The organism is Lysinibacillus sp. 1 U-2021, assembly GCF_029916965.1.
Classification (GTDB): domain Bacteria; phylum Bacillota; class Bacilli; order Bacillales_A; family Planococcaceae; genus Lysinibacillus; species Lysinibacillus capsici.
This window is the reverse complement of record NZ_CP123966.1, coordinates 389,028-406,888: the sequence shown is the minus strand read 5'-3', so window position 1 is coordinate 406,888 and position 17,861 is coordinate 389,028. Positions and strand designations below refer to the sequence as shown.

The window sequence follows — 17,861 nt, the reverse complement described above, 5'->3', positions numbered from 1 at the left end:
AACAAAAGGGGTGGAGCGAAAATGAACGAGATACCCGAGCAGATTGTCGCTAAATTAAAGCAAGAGATTAACGAAGTCGATGACGTAAAACTGAAAATGATCGCTACAGAAGAAGGGGATGTGACGGTCATTTATTTCTCCTCACTCATCGAAAAAATGACCTTACAAACCATGGTGACGATTCCACTAGCTAATAATTTGAAACAAATTCATCAAATGGCTCAATATGTGGACCCGAAGGATGTGAAGGGTGTCGTTAAAAAATTGAATGCTGGGCAAACCCTTCTTTTTTTTCACGAAACCAACGCCCTATTAAGCGTCGACACGTATAGCGCGCCTACAAGAGCCATTACGGATACGGAAACAGAGTCGACTGTAATTGGTCCACAGGATGCATTTACAGAATCACTGGAAACGAATATATCGTTAGTGAGAAGACGGATTCAAAGCTCCATGCTAAAAAATGAAAACCGAATTGTTGGGTCAGAAGCCAATATTAAAATATCGATTATGTATATGGATAATATCGTGAGCCATGAAAATTTAGATGATTTAAGAAACCGTATTGACCAGGTAGATTATCCGTTATTTACGGATATATCCGTGTTGAAGCAATTAATTGAGGATAATCCATTATCGCCCTTTCCTCAATATTACATGACAGTCCGTCCAGATAGTATTTGCCGTTATCTGCTGGATGGTAGAATCGTCGTTTTTATGGATAATAGTCAACTAGCCATTGTCTGTCCCACATCTTTTTTTGAAATGTTCGTGTCAATTGAGGATTACTACAACCGTTGGACAACAGCATCTTTATTAAGGATGCTGCGCTTTTTTGGTTTTTTCTTAACGATCATGATTACACCAATGTATATATCAGCCTTAACCTTCCACCCAGAAATTTTGCCATATGAATTATTACTAAATCTTCAAGAATCAAGAAGTAAGGTACCTTTTCCACCACTGATTGAGGTATTATTTATCGAGCTTATTATTGAAGTGTTGCGAGAAGCAGGCTCCCGAATGCCTGCCAAAGTTGGACAAACCATTGGTATCGTAGGAGGTATTGTAATTGGTACAGCTGCCGTAGAAGCTGGATTACTCAGTAATATACTCATTGTATTGGTTGCTACCTCAGCACTACTTTCCTTCTTACCGCCCATTTTCTTAATGAGTAATACTAGCCGATTTATCCGTTATATTTTTATCTTATCAGCAGGTTTATTTGGCTTGTTTGGACAGATGCTCGCCTTTGCGTGGTTAATCCACCATCTATTAAGTCTCAAATCCTTAGGGACGCATTATATGACACCTGCCATTCCAAGAAAGCCAAGCGATTTATTGGATAGTGTCATCCGATTTCCAACTAAATATATAAGAAGTAAGACTGGTATTTCAAAAGTACAGAAAAAATAGTGTCAGAATGAGAATGAGGTGGTTAACTTTGAATACAACAAAAGGAAAGGTCTTAAATCGTTATCATGTCATCTTCTTAGCGCAAAGTATTATGATTGGTACCGGTATCCTTTCGCTCCCTCAGAAAATAAGTCCTATGGGCTATACACAATCATTTATGCCTCTTCTCTTTGGTGTGATTGCTAGCCTGACACTATTTGCGATGGTATGGCTTTGTTCGAAGTTTCCCAATGATGATTTATTTCGAATGAATGAAATATTATTGGGAAAATGGCTCGGAAAATTTATAAATCTACTCGTCATTATTCAATTTATTGTTTTTAGTGCAGGGATTATTAGTAATTATATGCACTTAATTCAAAGTACAGCATTGCAGGAACAAACCATCACCTTGCCTGTACTTTGCTTTTTACTGCTACTTATTTATATTGTAAGTGGGGGTATTAAATCTATTGCACGATTTTGTATAATGACATTTTTTATTACCATTGGATTATTCTATTTTACGCGCTGGGCCATTGAAAAAGGTGATCCAAGTCATTTTTTGCCTCTCTTTAATTTTACGCCTCAGGAATTTTATGAAGCGTTAAAGCAAGGATATTTTTCTATCCTTGGTTACGAATTAATTCTATTTTATTTTCCATATATCATCGATCAAAAAAAGGCATTTCGTCATTCCTTAATCGGTATTTGGATTAGTATATTTTTATGCTTTATCACAACAGCTATTAGCGTCATGTATTATTCAGAGTGGCAGTTAAAAAATGTAGAGTTTTCAGTATTAAACCTATTTAAGGCAGGAGAATTTACCTTTATTGAGCGAATCGATATCATTGGCATTACGCTTTGGGTTTTTCTAATCTTATCCTCGATTACAGCCTATGTATGGTGTGCAAAAAGGGGGATGGATACCTTCCTTAAAAAGAAAAAGCAAAGTTATCAGTTGTATATCATCGCCTTGATCATTTTCTTTATTGTAAAAATGCCCTTTTCGCGTGAATTCCAAGAAAAATTATTTATGGCAAGTAACTATGTAGGCTATGTGCTTGTAAGCTGGCCAGTGTTTTTAATCCTGATATATGTTATTCGAAAAAAGCAGGTGCAGGTATGAAAAATAAACATCTATGCATCATTTCTTTTTTGATTTTCGTTTTACTTACAGGCTGTTCTAAAAAAGAATTAAAAGTTCCTCTAGAAGATGTTGGGATGGTAGACTCGATGGCTTTTGACTATATCGATGAGAACCAGATGAGACTCACAGTAGCGATCCCCCAATATTCTCCAGACGCAGAAAAAGACACACAAACTTTTTCTATCACAACAGATTTAGTATCAAGCGGCATCGTGGAAATAGAAAAGCAATCCGATAAAAAAATAGTCTTCAATCAATTGCGAGTTGTCTTAGTAAACGAAGATTTTGCGCGGAAAGGGAATGTTCGAAAAATTGTTCAGCACTTATATCGCAATGCGGAAGTAGGTAATAAAGTATTGATAGCTGTTGTGAAGGATAATGCGGAAGCGATTTTAAAAGGGGATTACCCTGATAAGCCAAGTATTAATTTTTATTTGAACAATCTATTAGAGCCGAGTATCAATACTGCTTTTAATCCCAATACAAATATTCATGATTTTATGTATTCGATTACCAATCCAGTAGTTGATGTAGTATTACCCTATGTTGAAAAACGAGGGGAGAAATTAGAGATTAAAGGCGTTGCCATATTTAAAGGGAATCAGATGCATGAATTAATTAAACCTGAGGAAGCACTAGTTATTCAAGCTTTAAGTGGACAGAAAAATCTTGCTCCATTGCATCTTGATTTAAATGCAGGACATGGAGAAGAAAAGGTAATGATTGATTTAATCGAGAGCAGTGTGAAAAAAGAGAGTAATAAAAATATGGAATCACCCAAATTAACGATTTTCTTAAAAATAAAGGGTACTTTAAGCGAATATAAGGGAGAAAGAGAATCACATTTATTTACAGTTGAAAGCATTAGTGATCTGGAAAAAGATGTGAATAAACAGTTGGAACAGGATATTAGTGAATTTTTAGCACGATTAAATAAAACAGAGGTAGATCCAGCTGGCTTAAGTGAAGAATTTAGAATGTATCATCATGGAAAATGGACATCGAAAAAAACAAGAGAGCTTATTAGAAAATTAGACGTGAAGGTCCATGTAGAAACGTCCATTATTAGTACAGGTACTTTAAAATAACAGCAAAGACCCATTCGATAAGAAGGGTCTTTGCTGTTATTGTGTTTTTCGCATAATAAAGCTTAAATGTCTTCCAGCTTGTTTATCTTGACGATAAGAAAAGCCATCGGGACTAAGGAATGTACAGGTTTCATCAATTTGTATTTGATTCACTGGAATACCCGCAAGCTCACATTGCTTCTTGACTGTCTGCTGATTATCAATGTGGTATTTTTTCGTTTCTGCATTGTAATACATAAATTCTTCGGCATAACCAAGACTGTGAAATTTTTCATATACATCTGCGTCTACCTCAAATTTCTGCTGACTCAGTGCCATACCGATTTGAACATGAAAGTCCTCAGGTCGACATTGTTCTTCATTCATAAGATGCTGAAACAGTTTGGGTGTTATTTCTTTGACGGTTCCTTGCCATCCCGAATGAATCACACCGACAAGTCCATTCACAGCATTATAAAAAATAACGGGCACGCAATCTGCTGTAAAACTACATAATAGTAAGTTAGGCTCAACTGTATAAAGCGCGTCTGTATTCTTCACCGCTGTATCCATTTGTGCCGCTCCTCGTCCTTGATCAGCTAATGTGACTTTATGAAAGTTCGCACTATGTGTTTGCTCTGTACAAATAAAATTTTGTAAATCACAGTTCAATGTCACAGCTAAATGCTGACGATTGTTAATGATAGCTTGAACATCATGGCAACTATGCAAAGCCATATTATTGTGTTCTACTTCCATCTCATCTTTTAAGGTCGTTCCTGCGATAAATTGCTCATTCTCTATATACATTTTTATTTTCATTTAATCACCTCGTTTTACTATATAGGATCGCTTGTGGAATGTATAGGTTGCCGTTTTTTACTATTTAGCTACTCCTTTACCCGTCTATCAAACTTTTAGACATAAAGAATCAATTTCCTCATATAGTAGAAGGAATGCTAGAGAGGGGGAGAGCGTGAATGTTGAGTGAACAAGACATATTATTCATTTGCCAAGTAGGAATGGGTCTTTTTTGGATTTTTACATATATACTTGTTATTTACAAAGGATGGCAAGATAAAACCTATGGCATGCCTATGGTTGCTATTTGTGCCAATATTTCATGGGAATTTATCTTTGCTTTTTTCTACCCACAAAATGACCTGCAACGCTATATTACGCTGATTTGGTTTGTATTGGATGTCTTTATTTTGATGCAATTTTTACGTTATGCGCCAAATGAATATCGAAAGATGCTATCAAAAAAGCTATTGTATTTCTCCTTTTTGATCACGTTAATCTTTAGCATGCTGATCATTTTAGGTATAGTCTATGAATTTCAAGATTTTGAAGGAAAGTACGTAGCATTCTTTCAAAATCTTATGATGTCAGGTCTATTTATTGCTTTACTCTTGCAAAGAGGGAATTTAGCTGGTCAATCCATGGGGATAGCAGTTTGTAAGATGGTGGGTACATTATTTGCAGCGGTAGGCTTTTATCTATACTTCCGCACACCTTTAATTACCGTTATTTCTGTAGCAACGCTCTTTTATGATTGGCTCTATATTCTCTTAATTTATCGATTACAGCGTAAGCAATTAGCAAAATAGGATTTTGTGCAGCAATTGATCACTGAATCTATTAGTAATGTATGCCAATTACAAAGATATTGCAACTTGATGACAATTCCAATGGGAAAGAATAGCGAGAGAAAGGGCTTTAACTAAACATATGGCGAGCTTGTCATACAATTGTAAAAATCCTTCCAAATATTTTGTGATGATTATGGCTCAAAAACTATTTACGATAATGGTAGAGCAATTAGGAAGGGTGATTAACATGTTTAAAAAAATAAAAAAAGTAGCACTAGCTTCAGTAGTAGCAACTTCATTATTAGTGCCAGTTGCGGCAATGGCCGCCGAATCCTATACAGTGACATCTGGTGATACGCTATGGAAAATAGCATTAAAAACAGAAACGGGTGTACAGGAATTAATTGATGCCAACCCACAACTCGCTAACCCAAATCAAATTTCTCCAGGTCAAAAAATTAATGTCCCTGTAAAAGAACAGGCAACAGTTGAACAAGAGGTTGTGAAACTTGTCAATGCAGAACGGGCAAAAGCAGGTCTTCCAGCATTGCAAGAAGATTGGGAGCTATCAAGGGTTGCTAAATATAAGTCGCAAGATATGCAGGATAAAAATTACTTTGACCACACAAGTCCAACGTATGGTACACCTTTTACCATGATGAAAAACTTCGGTATTACGTATAAATCTGCTGGTGAAAATATCGCGAAGGGCCAACGCTCCGCACAGGAAGTTGTAACGGCCTGGATGAACAGTGAAGGACACCGTGCCAATATCCTTAATAAAAGCTACACACATATTGGTGTAGGCTTTGTACAGGAAGGTAATTACTGGACACAAATGTTTATTCAAAAATAAAAAAAGAAAGAGTATCTATTGGCTTTTGTGATAGCTAGTAGATGCTCTTTTTCGCGTTAAATTCTAAAGTATACCGTATTGGAAGCGTATATTACTTCTTCTAGAATTAATCCTCCTAAATCATTAAAAGGTTAATTAACTACAAGAATACACATCAAACTATCTTTAGATATGTCAGGCTAAGGATAATGTAGCCTGTTTTTGCTATCTTGACAAATAAAAATAACCAAAAAACAACACACTATGAGCAATAGACGAATAAGATGTCTCTGTAGTATGAAGATAGAGGTGGTGTTTATGGTTGAAAAAGAAGTGGTTAGCTACATGTTGCGTTATCTGTATGACGGGTCTCGTAGGTTGTGAAAAAACAGCAGTCCCTGATAACAAGCTAGAACAAAAAATTCAACAACGTGAGGAAATACAGCAACCTGTTACATATGAACAAGAACAAATGATTGATCCTATTGTAGAGGTTGTTGATCCAACTACGAGTAAGGTACTTAAAACAATATCTCCAAAGGAATTTGGCTTCGATACGGACCCACAAGCCTATCAAAAGCATATCGAACAATTAGCAAGGGAATGGGCGAGAGGAACGGACATATCAAATGGCTATGATCAGCGTATGATGCTTGATCGATTGGATGAAAACGGGCAAGTGATCAAGGGGAAGCCGCAAATCATTTTAAAGGAAAGTGAGCTAGTGGAGCGTATTATCGAAGCTTCTGCGACTGGCGGTCAGGTAGAAATGCCGCTCTATATAACAGAAAGTGGCTATTATTTTGAGGATCTTCCTTTATTAGAGGAAGTGGTTGTTGCATCTTATACAACTTATTTCAATCGTGCTGATTTAGGCAGAAATAAAAATATTGAGCTCTCTGCTAGAGCCATTCATAATGTGATTGTAGGCAGTGGCGATTATTTTTCTTTTAATACAATTGTGGGTCCAAGAGATGAGGCAAATGGCTATCAACCCGCACCTGAAATTATTAATAAGAAGGTAGTCATGGGAATTGGTGGTGGAATCTGTCAAACTTCTTCAACCTTGTTTAATGCAGTAGACCAAATTCCCGTCAAATATGTTGAGCGCCATCATCATTCGTTAGATGTAGGATATGTCCCAAAAGGAAGAGATGCTACGGTTTCTTATGATACGTTAGATTTTAGGTTTCAAAACTCAAATGATGTACCATTTTTAATTAAGGCAAGTTATGGAGAGAATTCTCTAACAATTGAAATTCGAACGGCAGAAAAATATGTAGAATTATTGAAAAAACCATAATGTTGTAAGGAGACACCACTGGACGTTGGTGTCTTTTTTCGGATCGCATGATATAGTTAAATTGATACAATTCAGAAAATTTTAGGGGGAAAAGACAATGCATCCTAAACTACAAGCAACGATTGATTCGATTGATTTATACCAAGCAACTTACCCAGAGGATGCTTGTGTCATCGTGGCAGATACGGAAAAAGTGCTTGCCTACAAACCAGGAAAAAAGGTTGACTTAAAAGTTGGGGTTGGTGACCCAGTACATAAATATCGAGGTACAGCAACAGAAATAGCGTTAAGTTCAGGAAAATTTGTGAAAGAGGAGCGTAGCGCAGAAGGTTTTGGTATGGCCTATATCGCCTCTGCCCAGCCTATTTTTGAAGGAGGACGTATTATTGGCGTAGTAAGTGCCATTATTTCGAACGAAAAAATGGATAGTATGCGTCTATTGGCAACTGAGCTTTCGAGTGCCGTAGAAGAAATGACAGCTACAAATGATGGATTAGCCACTGCCAGTAAGGATGTATCCAATCGTTTGGAAGAGCTATCTAATTTCGCGGAATCGATGACAGGCGATATTGAACAAATTAATGTGATTGTCCATTTAGTAAAAGATTTAGCTATGAAATCGAGAATTCTTGGTCTAAACGCATCGATAGAAGCAGCACGTTCAGGTGAGCATGGGCGTGGCTTTGCGGTGGTCGCTTCTGAAATACAAAAAATGTCCCAGAGTAGCACAGAAAGTGCTGATAGCATAACTGTGCAACTAGAAAATATTAAACAATCCATCGATCAGGTCAATGCATCAACAAATCAAATTGCTGCGTTTACACAGCAGTTTGCTGCGAGTATGCATGAATTAACAGATGCCTACAAAGGGGTTAATAGTACAGCAGAAAAGCTAATGCAAATTAGTGACATCAAAGGATAGGCATATAAAAAGGATAATAGACAAGTGCTATTATCCTTTTTCATGATTAAATGATCTCTAAAATTTCCTGCGGTGTTGAGACACTGTATTCAGGTTCGTCATTTTGCACGACTTCTTTGGCATCATAGCCCCATTCCACCCAAATAATTGGTATACCGGCTTTCTTACAAGCAACAATATCCCTTTGCTCGTCTCCAATGTATACGACGTCAGACGAGTCGACATTCGCTTCCTTTAAAAACTTTTTCATTACTTTGTCCTTACTAAAAATGCGGTTGGAGCAAAGTACATCTGCTACACAATGAATACCGTTCATTTTAAGAAATTCTAAAATATTCTCTTTAGAGTTTGAGGAAATAATCAGGATTTTATAGCCTCTTTTATCAATCTCTATTAATAGTTCCTTCATTCCATCGAAAAGATGCACATCATTTAATGATTGACGATACAATTTATAAAATTGCGGTAAAATCATAGGTAACTTATACATTGGGAAGTCGAATAATTTACTGCGTTCTGAAATTGATAATTTTTTTAATGTATCAATTTCCTTCAATTCAATGCCTTTAAATTTATATTTTTGGGCTAAAGTATTCCATGCTGATGCAAACACAGCAGTAGAATCTGCAAGCGTCCCATCAAAATCAAAGATAATATGCTTCATTGCAAACTTTCTCCTTTTTCATCTCGTTGTATTGACGTTCTATGCTAAAAAATGTTACATGGAATGGGCAATCTAGTATTCTTGAAATAACAACCATTTTGAGCGTACGTAAACATCTTATGGTAAATATTATCAGAAAATACGGCGATTGCAATGAAAATGGTACAACAAAAGGAGGTGTCTTAAAAGTCCATTGAGACACCTCGGCTTTATTGTGTTTTATGATAGGTACTGGTAATTATTATAAAAGTTTTTCTGTTTTTTCGCGTGTTCGAATTAAATAAAAGGCATTGATGCAGGCGGCAATCGGAATAATCAATGCAATGCCGATTCCTGCACAAAAAATGGTTGTCATTTCGGCACTAAAAACCTTGGAGTTAACAATTTCCCCAATCGAATAGGAGAGATCCTTGAACCAGATTAATAAGCTTAAATAGCCACCAAAGAAAGCAAAAAATAACGTATTAGTATCGGTTCCTAATATATCTCTTCCTATACTTAAGCCAGCTGCAAATAGTTTTTTTCTACTCATCGAAGGATTGCGATAAAAAATCTCATGCATAGAGGTAGCGATGGAAATGGCTACATCCATAATGGCACCTATCGTACTCATAATGATGACTGATGCACCTATCTGCACAAAATTAACACCGACGTAGAGAGAAAAGATGCTGATTTCTTCAGTTGATTCTTCGCCAAACCCTTGGATCATCGACTTTTCCGTTACAAAGGTAATAAAGAGTAGTAACACAACTATCGTTATCATCGTCGAGATAAAGGCTGTAATGGTTTTACTGTTTGTTTTATTGATATAGAAAAGACTAATACAGCTAATGACCGTACAGGCAATAAACGTCAAGATGATAGGGCTATTTTTAGGGTTTGTCATTAAAAAAATGGTGACAAAGAGCACACCAAAGTTTAGGAATAAAGAAAGAAATGAGCGTATCCCCTGTCTACCGCCGACAAGTACCATTAACACGCATAATATAACTGCTAATAAGACGACAACATTCATCCTCGAACCCTCTTTCGATTAATAAAAAATATAGCGGTATACTGACTGATAGGAATCGTAAGGACAACACCAATACCCCCTGCTAAGGCACGGGCTAATTCTAAAGAAAGATTTAAGGACAATGTAAGCCCTAATGTGGAAGAATTTTTTAAATAGAGAATAATCATAGGTATGGAGCCGCAAAGGTAGGCAAAGAATAAGATACTTGTAATGGTACCCATAATATCTTTACCGATTTCATGTCCCGAAGATTTCAGAGCCTTGACAGAGATTGTAGGATCTTGCTCGTACAAAGTAAAAATTGAGGAAGCCATTGTAATAGAAACATCCATTACTGCCCCGAGTGAGCCAATAAATAAACCTGCCATAAAGACGGTACGATAGGGACGTGTTAAAAATTGCATTTCTTCATAACGAAGACCATTTTCACCTGTCAACCACATTACAATAGAGCTTATGATAAGCGCTATAACAGTGCCTAAAAGTGTGGACACGATGGCTACATATGTTTTTGTATGCAATCCACTAATAAGTAGTAGCGAAATAATCGTAAATAGCAGGGCGCAAATGCCGCTGACTAATAACAGGCTTACGCCCCCATGCTTCACATAAAGATCTAATGCGAATGATAGAATCACAGCATTGACACTCAAACTAATGATAGAAAATAAGCCTTGTCTTTTACCTACAATAAGTAGGGCAAAAATAAAAATCCATGCAATCATTACCATGGTTTGATCTCGTTTTAAATCGAGAATGGTTCCTGTTAAAACTGATTGTGTTGTGCGATCATCTACCGTGACAAAGATTTCATTGCCTACATGATATTCTTGATCAAAAGCACCAGACGAAGAATAGTCATTCGTCAAATGAATGGATTGCCCCTTATGCTGACCATTTTTGATAATGGCCATCATCTCCTGTGTAAACAAAAAATCCTCATTTTCATACATATCTGTCATCGGTTCGGATTCTATTACATCCACTTGCGTTATTTCTGCTATCGGTCGATCATAAAATTGTTCGTTATGACTTACGAAAACAATCGAAACCCCACAACAGAGTGCTAATAGGGCATAGAAAACAGCTTGTTTAAAAGGTATATTTTTTAAAAATGTCAAATTAATGACCTCCAAACGGCCTAGACTGAATAGTCACTTGTAAAGGAACGTTTTGTTGATTAAGAAGTTCCATAAACAGGTTAAATGACATCATTTTATTAACATCTTTTACATTTTTCAAGTCTCGTCAGAGCTGTTTAAAATTTATGCTTCGAAAAAAATTTAAAAAGAAGGATGGATAATATAATAAAATAGTGTTATCGTAAGACTAGCTAAATAAAAATATTCTTCGGGGTAGGGTGAAATTCCCGATCGGCGGTGATGAAGCAATTCAAAGTCCGTGAGCGCAAGCTGATTTGGTGCAAATCCAAAACCGACAGTTACAGTCTGGATGGGAGAAGGGTAAAAATGCGAACTTTTTAAATTGATTCTAATTTAGAAGGTTTATTTGACTATGCATTTACTACAAATCTTCCCAATCATCTTGTGGGAAGTTTTTTTATTTAGCACAATTGAATAGAAGATGTTCTTCGGGGTAGGGTGAAATTCCCAATCGGCGGTGATGAAGCAATTCAAAGTCCGTGAGCGCAAGCTGATTTGGTGCAAATCCAAAACCGACAGTGATAGTCTGGATGGGAGAAGAACGAATGAGATGACAGTCTATGAAAAATTTGTTTTCAAATAGGCTTATTTGTTGATGTCTTATACTCCCAAAACCCCTTTGATGTAAAGGGGTTTTTATTTTTTATTGCTAACGAGAGAAGGGAGAAGGATAAGGCACAAAAACAGATGGATAAACTGTAAAAGTAAAGGATAGAAGTGCTAATAAAGTAGAGTAGGTGATGGAATGTTTACAGGACTTGTAGAGGATATTGGTATCATAAAAGCCGTGCAAAGCGATCGGGACAGTATGAAAATTACGGTGCAATCAGCCAAGATAACAGAGGATGTCAAGCTTGGTGACAGTATAGCGGTCAATGGAGTTTGTTTAACGGTGACAAATTTCACACAACAGCAGCTTACGATGGATGTTATGCCTGAAACAGTCAAAGCAACAAATCTACAGCAGCTGGCAATAGGTGATTCTGTTAATTTGGAGCGTGCCATGCCTGCTAATGGGCGATTTGGTGGCCATTTTGTTGCTGGTCATGTTGATGGAGTCGGCAAAATTTTGCGAAAACGTCCAGTAGCAAACGCCGTTTATATTGATATCGAAATATCAGAGGAACTAACCAACTTCTGTATTCCAAAGGGTTCCATAACAATTGATGGCACAAGCTTAACCCTTTTTCATGTTGAAGCCAAGAGTGTCACAATTTCACTTATTCCTCATACTTACAAAGAAACCGTTTTAGGTATGAAGAGGGTTGGAGCAATCGTTAATATCGAAACCGATTTAGTTGGAAAATACATTATAGGGCAATTAAAAAAGGGGCAAACAACGCCAGCTATTACAAGAGATTATTTAGCACAACATGGTTTTTAAATCACAGAATAGGAGTTGATCATCGTGCTACATTCAATTGAAGAAGCCATAGAGGATTTAAGGCAGGGCAATATGATTGTGGTGGTTGATGATGAGGATCGAGAAAATGAAGGAGATCTTCTGGCACTCGCTGAATTCATCACACCAGCAACAATCAACTTTATGGCAACCAATGGTAGAGGTTTAATTTGTACGCCGATTTCACAGCAGCTTGCACAAAAGCTAGATTTATATCCAATGGTTCAGCACAATACAGATAACCATCAAACCGCATTTACGGTAAGTATCGATCATGTAGAAACAACGACAGGGATTAGCGCCTTTGAGCGTGCGCTAACGATACAAAGGATGGTAGAAAAGCAAGCTAAGCCGACTGATTTTCGTCGACCAGGCCATATTTTTCCGTTGATTGCGAAAGAGCAAGGCGTGCTGGAACGGAGAGGACACACGGAGGCCACTATTGATCTAGCGAAGCTTTGTCATAGCGTACCTGCAGGTGTTATTTGCGAAATTATGGGTGATGATGGGCACATGCTTCGGTTTGAAGAACTAACAAATTACGCTGCACATCATGGCTTAAAAATGATCTCGATAGAAGCATTGGTTGCTTATCGTCAACAATTATCCACTAATAAAACTAAAATTTCTATGTAAAAAGGAGAAGGAACAATGGGTCAAACATTTGAAGCACAATTAATTGGAACGGATTTGAAAATTGCAGTAGTAGTGGGTCGTTTTAATGAGTTTATTACTAGCAAATTATTGGATGGGGCAATGGATGGTTTAACTCGTCATGGGGTTAATTCTGCATCTATTGATGTTGCATGGGTGCCAGGAGCTTTTGAAGTTCCTTTTATAGCGAAACAACTGGCAGAAACCAAGAAATATGATGCTATTATTGGTTTAGGTACTGTTATTCGTGGCTCTACAACACACTATGACTATGTTTGTAATGAATCGGCAAAAGGCATTGCCAATGTGTCATTGTCAACGAATGTACCTGTTATTTTTGGAATTGTTACTACCGAAAATATTGAACAGGCAATTGAACGTGCAGGAACGAAATCTGGTAATAAAGGCTATGATGCTGCAATGTCTGCAATTGAGATGGCAAATCTAAAGAAAATGATTGGATCAGGACAATTTGAATAGTCGTCACAACATTTGTTTCTTTGAATATTTTGAACAACCATGGGAAAAATATGCTTAAGTGTATTTATTGAAGGTGATTGTTTCATAAATGTACTAATCTTGAGCTGGCTCAGTAGGAGATGAGAAGTATTTCATCAATGGAACAAATTAATTTGAAAATGTTGAAATCACTATTTCAACGCTCTGCTGATGTGATTTTCCAACAATATAATTTTCAGCAATATACAGTACATTTGATAACTTGTGATGCAATGGTCAATGAGCAAATACTTCAAACTGTGGTTGTTCAACGTGTTCAATCTTTGTTAAGCAATGTCACTGAGGACATGCTAGAAGAAGAAATTGAACAGCATTTACACATTCCCTATTTACAAAAGATTTTATCGAAAGAGGATGCGGTAACTAGGGTCTATAAAGGCCATGTTTTACTGTATTTTGAAGAAAATCAATTACTTTATTCTAGTGATATTTCAAAAAGACCCAATCGAGAGCCTGGGGAAACAACATTAGAACTAGTAGTAAAGGGACCTAGAGATGACTTTATTGAAGATGTTTTTATTAATATTGCTTTATTAAGAAAGCGATTACCGACTAATTCTTTTAGTATAGAGACATTAGAAATTGGTAAGCGTTCTAAAACAACCGTAGCCATACTATATATGGAAGACATTGTGAATTTAAATATGCTGGAACAAATTCGACTTCAATTACAAAAAATTGATACGGATATTGTTATCAATGGCGACTTATTAATGGAAAAAATTGAAAAGACAGCGACAATTCTTCCAAGACATGATTATACAGGAAGACCTGATTTTGCTATGCAGGCCTTAATTAGAGGAAGAATACTCTTAATGATTGATGGTGTGTCCTATGCCATAATTACACCTGCGAATATTATGTTGCTCTTTAAATCAGCAGAGGATAATGAGTACCCACTCATTGTTAGCTCGATGGAACGATTACTCAGAATTGTCGGGATATTAATAAGTATGCTACTGCCAGGTTTTTGGCTTGCATTGACGACATATCATCAAGAACAGCTTCCATTTTTACTACTGGCAACGGTTGTCGAATCGAGAACGGGATTGCCTTTCCCAACCATTCTAGAAATTTTAATGATGCTATTTATGTTTGAATTGTTTCGTGAAGCCAACTTACGTCTTCCGAGTGCCGTCAGTGGCTCCGTTAGTGTGGTAGGAGGACTAATTATTGGGGATGCAGCGATTAAAGCAGGTGTTACAAGCCCCTCAATGATTGTTGTGATTGCCATTTCTAGTATCGCTGCATTTACATTGGTCAATCAATCCTTTGTGACGGCTATGAGTATTTTTCGATTAATCATTATTATGGCTTCGGCATTTTTTGGTTTATTTGGTTTTTTTATATCCGTGTTTTTCATCCTTTTATACACTGCGAATATGAGAGTCTTGGGAGTGCCGTACGTAAACTTTAGTGCCGATTTTGAAAAGGGCAATATACGTAAGTCCCTATTGCGACTATCTCCAAAGGGCTATAGTAAACGACCTACCTTTCTAAAGCCGCAAGATCAAACACGGACTTCAAGTAAAAAATAAGCATATTGTGATGAGATCAGGTATTGTTGATACCTGATCTTTTTTTGATACCTTTGCTTTAGTGGTTTTTTTAATTTTCCATTTAAATAGGAAATGAGACATAAAAAGTTATTACTTATCTTTTTAGTTTACTTTCTTGTCAAGGATTATTAAACTATTTGTTACAGTGTGTAATTTTGGGTATGAATAAAATAAAAATTGATTTTGTGTTTTAATTTATGTAGGATATACAAGCAATGTTTGCTTTACAAACAAAAAATATAAGTGATCTAATGCGCAACAAAAACGCAACAATCGCATGAAGTGGTAAACCGCTGTTGAACCTTACGCTTTGCCGATGCCCGTGCTGGCGAGGACAACCGTAGGGGGATGACCGCCCATGATGCCAGGAACGGTGATGTTTTCCTTTACTTAAATACCTATATTCTTTATACGAGTAGCTCGCCAACTCGCAGTAAAAATTGGGAAAAGCGCATATATACCATGAGATTTGGAGCTAAAAAGTGTTTCCTGAGTAAGATTAATAGGCAACATCTTATGTCTGGATTTATAGATACACGTGGAATTCCAATTGGTATCTTTTGTAGGATTCAACATATCATGTAAGCGCTGGGAGCTTACCACCATAACTGGCCCATCATCGACAGAGGAGAACAGGATAAAGATATTATCGTTTCGTGTTAATTCATTCGTGTTAAAGGTTCTTAAATTATCTTCAGTTTCTATAAATATAGGTGAAACATCATCACTACGAATCCACTCTTTATAAAGATGCCAGGCATTTGCTTTGATCATATCATCCGTTGATCGTAAGGCCTGATCGATAAGTTGGATAAAAAAATTGTTATTTTTATCAATCAGCCATTTATTCATATTAAATCTGTTAATAAAATCGATCATTTGTTGGGTATCGAAATTCACCTTACTGAATCGATTTTGACGCATAAAATTATCGAACTTGTTATCTTCATCAGAATGGATATAACTACGTATAATGGGATCTTTTATATAAGGACAATGGCTAAATATTTTCTTCATATTCTCAATAAAGTTTTTATTAACAATATTAAGAATTTTTAATTGCATTACCAGTTTTACTGCCAGAACGGATTTCAATATCGCTGGTTCATCTGGCAATGTATCAATCATTTTTATAATGTTATTGATATAATCATCGAGATCTTCATTTCCAAATATATCTGAGTAATCAATAGATAATACCATTAGTTGTGTAACGCTGTCTTTAAAATTCCCTGTCGATATTCGCACATGATCAAACATAACAGCTGTCAAATTCGATTTAATAAATGATATTTCTTTGTCAGAAAGAAATTCTGCTCTGGTGAAGTGCGAAGCATAAAGATAACAATTATCGAAGTTTGAATTTCTAATCTGACATTCGCGAAAATTACTATGAGTAAGCTGGCTCCGCGAGAAGTCAACTGTATCAAGAATATTTTTGCTAAAATCGACACATTCACCACTCGCTTTGATAAAAATCACATTGTGTAAACGTCGACATTTAAATATGACATTATCAACTGTTGCAGTAGTAAAATTGCAATCCCCAATTTCTTTACATTCGAATGTTACATGTTGTAGATTAGATGATAAAAAAGACACCTTCGATATAACGTCACCTTTAAAATGACAACTTGTTAAATCCAAATCAGACAGGTCGATATACCCCTGCGCGTCTTTATCCATCAGAAAATCACAAGCACATTCTATTTCTTCATTTCTATAGAATTTTACACTTATAGTATCATTACTAATTGAGACTTCACGAAACATATTTATTGCATGATTTTTTTCGTTCCGTTGTTTTATATTTAAAAAAATATTGCTGATATAAATAAAGTTTTCTCGATTTAACCCTGGCACCCCATTAAAATTACGTAGTAAATCAAGATCGACTATATTATTTCCTTGCACCACACCATGTTTTATCAAAGAGTTATTGCCGTCAAACTTTGAGATATGACCTAACATAAAACCTCTGCATTACAGAAATGAAATAACTGGAAAAAGTAGCCTGAGCGTCCAGACACTACCGGCGAAAGGAAAAGAATCTCTGATAAGGCATTGAGATAATGCACATTCTTAGTGAAGAAGAAATGAAGTACTATAAAAAATCGCTCATATCCCTGGAATGAAGCATAAAAAAAGGTGCGCCAGGAGACGCACCAGTTGTTGCAAAATCAGCACTGTGGGGCGTAATTACCCCTTGCCTTTTACACTGCTGATAAAGGTGGAACGGGCAGATGTCGATCCCAGGCGTTCAGCTTCATCAAAGCGTATTTAACAGATTTTTAGGTTTTACAGCATTTTTCACTGCTTTGGTCGTTGCTTGCGCAGCCTTTTTCACGACTGGTAGTACTTGTTTCTTCACTACCTGCTTCGTCTGTTTGACAGCGGTCTTTACCTGTTGCTTGGCTTTCGAAACAGCCGCCTTTGTTTTTTTCACAACCTTTTTCGTGGTCAGAACAGCTTTTTTAATTGCCTTTTTCGCCCGTTTAACCAATTTACTCTTGGATAAACTATTTTTTAGCTTCCGTGCCTTGGTAAAGAATTTACCCCACTTCTTCTTTTTCTTCTTTCCGTTACATAAATTGAGATTAACGTAACGCTTAGAC

At 36.5% G+C, this 17,861-nt stretch carries 17 protein-coding genes and 2 riboswitches; of the genes, 11 read left to right on the top strand and 6 right to left on the bottom strand.

Features of this window, described 5'->3' with window-relative positions; genetic code table 11:
• Positions 1-21: 21 nt before the first annotated feature.
• Genes QH639_RS02185 through QH639_RS02175 form a run of 3 tightly spaced genes read left to right on the top strand, consistent with a single transcriptional unit; the run spans position 22 to position 3,636 of the window.
• Complete coding sequence (locus QH639_RS02185) at positions 22-1,416, top strand: spore germination protein (RefSeq protein ID WP_053075663.1); 1,395 nt, start codon at positions 22-24, stop codon at positions 1,414-1,416.
• A 28-nt stretch (positions 1,417-1,444) separates the two neighbouring features.
• The gene (locus tag QH639_RS02180; protein ID WP_131519696.1) at positions 1,445-2,527 is read left to right on the top strand and encodes a GerAB/ArcD/ProY family transporter; all 1,083 of its coding nucleotides are present in this window, start codon (positions 1,445-1,447) and stop codon (positions 2,525-2,527) included.
• Complete coding sequence (locus tag QH639_RS02175; protein ID WP_237900091.1) at positions 2,524-3,636, top strand: Ger(x)C family spore germination protein; 1,113 nt, start codon at positions 2,524-2,526, stop codon at positions 3,634-3,636. Before QH639_RS02180 ends, QH639_RS02175 begins: the two co-directional genes overlap by 4 nt.
• 36 nt (positions 3,637-3,672) lie before the next feature.
• Here the strand turns inward: QH639_RS02175 and pgeF are convergent, their stop codons facing one another.
• Positions 3,673-4,437 (bottom strand): peptidoglycan editing factor PgeF, encoded by a 765-nt coding sequence (pgeF, locus tag QH639_RS02170; protein WP_259419170.1) that lies wholly within the window; start codon positions 4,435-4,437, stop codon positions 3,673-3,675.
• Between the two features lie 158 nt (positions 4,438-4,595).
• Between pgeF and QH639_RS02165 the strand changes: the two genes are divergently transcribed.
• The 4 genes from QH639_RS02165 to QH639_RS02150 all read left to right on the top strand — a co-directional run bounded on the left by QH639_RS02165 (position 4,596) and on the right by QH639_RS02150 (position 8,267).
• Entirely contained in the window at positions 4,596-5,225 is a 630-nt protein-coding gene (locus QH639_RS02165) for a transmembrane-type terpene cyclase (protein WP_131519699.1), read from the top strand.
• A gap of 229 nt (positions 5,226-5,454) precedes the next feature.
• A complete protein-coding gene (locus tag QH639_RS02160) occupies positions 5,455-6,063 on the top strand; it encodes a CAP domain-containing protein (RefSeq protein ID WP_281115609.1) in 609 nt (202 codons plus the stop codon).
• 301 nt (positions 6,064-6,364) lie between these two features.
• Positions 6,365-7,345: a VanW family protein gene (locus QH639_RS02155; protein WP_281115608.1), complete on the top strand. Its 981-nt coding sequence runs from the start codon at positions 6,365-6,367 to the stop codon at positions 7,343-7,345.
• 97 nt (positions 7,346-7,442) lie between these two features.
• Positions 7,443-8,267 carry a methyl-accepting chemotaxis protein gene (locus QH639_RS02150; RefSeq protein ID WP_131519701.1) on the top strand — a complete coding sequence of 275 codons (825 nt, stop codon included), beginning with the start codon at positions 7,443-7,445 and terminating at the stop codon, positions 8,265-8,267.
• A 46-nt stretch (positions 8,268-8,313) separates the two neighbouring features.
• On the opposite strand, the gene QH639_RS02145 is transcribed toward QH639_RS02150, so the two are convergent.
• The 3 genes from QH639_RS02145 to QH639_RS02135 form a co-directional block, all read right to left on the bottom strand.
• A complete protein-coding gene (locus QH639_RS02145; RefSeq protein ID WP_281115607.1) occupies positions 8,314-8,931 on the bottom strand; it encodes an HAD-IA family hydrolase in 618 nt (205 codons plus the stop codon).
• A 241-nt stretch (positions 8,932-9,172) separates the two neighbouring features.
• Positions 9,173-9,949, bottom strand: coding sequence for a YibE/F family protein (locus QH639_RS02140; RefSeq protein WP_237900108.1), 777 nt, complete (start codon positions 9,947-9,949; stop codon positions 9,173-9,175).
• On the bottom strand, positions 9,946-11,070 hold the full coding sequence (locus QH639_RS02135) for a YibE/F family protein (protein WP_281115606.1): 1,125 nt from the start codon (positions 11,068-11,070) through the stop codon (positions 9,946-9,948). Before QH639_RS02135 ends, QH639_RS02140 begins: the two co-directional genes overlap by 4 nt.
• Before the next feature lie 221 nt (positions 11,071-11,291).
• Positions 11,292-11,417: riboswitch (FMN riboswitch) on the top strand.
• A 115-nt stretch (positions 11,418-11,532) separates the two neighbouring features.
• A riboswitch (FMN riboswitch) is annotated at positions 11,533-11,658 on the top strand.
• Between the two features lie 199 nt (positions 11,659-11,857).
• On the opposite strand from QH639_RS02135, the gene ribE reads away from it, so the two are divergent.
• From ribE to QH639_RS02115, 4 genes are all read left to right on the top strand, one after another.
• Positions 11,858-12,496, top strand: coding sequence for a riboflavin synthase (gene ribE, locus QH639_RS02130; protein WP_281115605.1), 639 nt, complete (start codon positions 11,858-11,860; stop codon positions 12,494-12,496).
• 24 nt (positions 12,497-12,520) lie between these two features.
• On the top strand, positions 12,521-13,150 hold the full coding sequence (gene ribB, locus QH639_RS02125) for a 3,4-dihydroxy-2-butanone-4-phosphate synthase (RefSeq protein ID WP_131519706.1): 630 nt from the start codon (positions 12,521-12,523) through the stop codon (positions 13,148-13,150).
• A 15-nt stretch (positions 13,151-13,165) separates the two neighbouring features.
• Positions 13,166-13,648, top strand: a complete 483-nt coding sequence (gene ribH, locus QH639_RS02120) for a 6,7-dimethyl-8-ribityllumazine synthase (RefSeq protein WP_131519707.1) — start codon at positions 13,166-13,168, stop codon at positions 13,646-13,648.
• Positions 13,649-13,785: 137 nt separating this feature from the next.
• Positions 13,786-15,225, top strand: a complete 1,440-nt coding sequence (locus QH639_RS02115; RefSeq protein WP_281115604.1) for a spore germination protein — start codon at positions 13,786-13,788, stop codon at positions 15,223-15,225.
• Between the two features lie 411 nt (positions 15,226-15,636).
• On the opposite strand, the gene QH639_RS02110 is transcribed toward QH639_RS02115, so the two are convergent.
• Both QH639_RS02110 and QH639_RS02105 read right to left on the bottom strand, forming a co-directional pair.
• Positions 15,637-17,217, bottom strand: a complete 1,581-nt coding sequence (locus QH639_RS02110) for a SopA family protein (RefSeq protein ID WP_281115603.1) — start codon at positions 17,215-17,217, stop codon at positions 15,637-15,639.
• 298 nt (positions 17,218-17,515) lie between these two features.
• A complete protein-coding gene (locus tag QH639_RS02105) occupies positions 17,516-17,749 on the bottom strand; it encodes a hypothetical protein (RefSeq protein WP_281115602.1) in 234 nt (77 codons plus the stop codon).
• Positions 17,750-17,861 lie beyond the last annotated feature (112 nt).

Coding starts and splice junctions, on each gene's coding strand:
- ribH (WP_131519707.1), top strand. CDS start 13,166: ATGGGTCAAACATTTGAAGCACAATTAATTGGAACGGATTTGAAAATT.
- QH639_RS02165 (WP_131519699.1), top strand. CDS start 4,596: ATGTTGAGTGAACAAGACATATTATTCATTTGCCAAGTAGGAATGGGT.
- QH639_RS02140 (WP_237900108.1), bottom strand. CDS start 9,949: ATGAATGTTGTCGTCTTATTAGCAGTTATATTATGCGTGTTAATGGTA.
- pgeF (WP_259419170.1), bottom strand. CDS start 4,437: ATGAAAATAAAAATGTATATAGAGAATGAGCAATTTATCGCAGGAACG.
- QH639_RS02185 (WP_053075663.1), top strand. CDS start 22: ATGAACGAGATACCCGAGCAGATTGTCGCTAAATTAAAGCAAGAGATT.
- ribE (WP_281115605.1), top strand. CDS start 11,858: ATGTTTACAGGACTTGTAGAGGATATTGGTATCATAAAAGCCGTGCAA.
- QH639_RS02110 (WP_281115603.1), bottom strand. CDS start 17,217: ATGTTAGGTCATATCTCAAAGTTTGACGGCAATAACTCTTTGATAAAA.
- QH639_RS02175 (WP_237900091.1), top strand. CDS start 2,524: ATGAAAAATAAACATCTATGCATCATTTCTTTTTTGATTTTCGTTTTA.
- QH639_RS02150 (WP_131519701.1), top strand. CDS start 7,443: ATGCATCCTAAACTACAAGCAACGATTGATTCGATTGATTTATACCAA.
- QH639_RS02160 (WP_281115609.1), top strand. CDS start 5,455: ATGTTTAAAAAAATAAAAAAAGTAGCACTAGCTTCAGTAGTAGCAACT.
- QH639_RS02145 (WP_281115607.1), bottom strand. CDS start 8,931: ATGAAGCATATTATCTTTGATTTTGATGGGACGCTTGCAGATTCTACT.
- QH639_RS02115 (WP_281115604.1), top strand. CDS start 13,786: ATGGAACAAATTAATTTGAAAATGTTGAAATCACTATTTCAACGCTCT.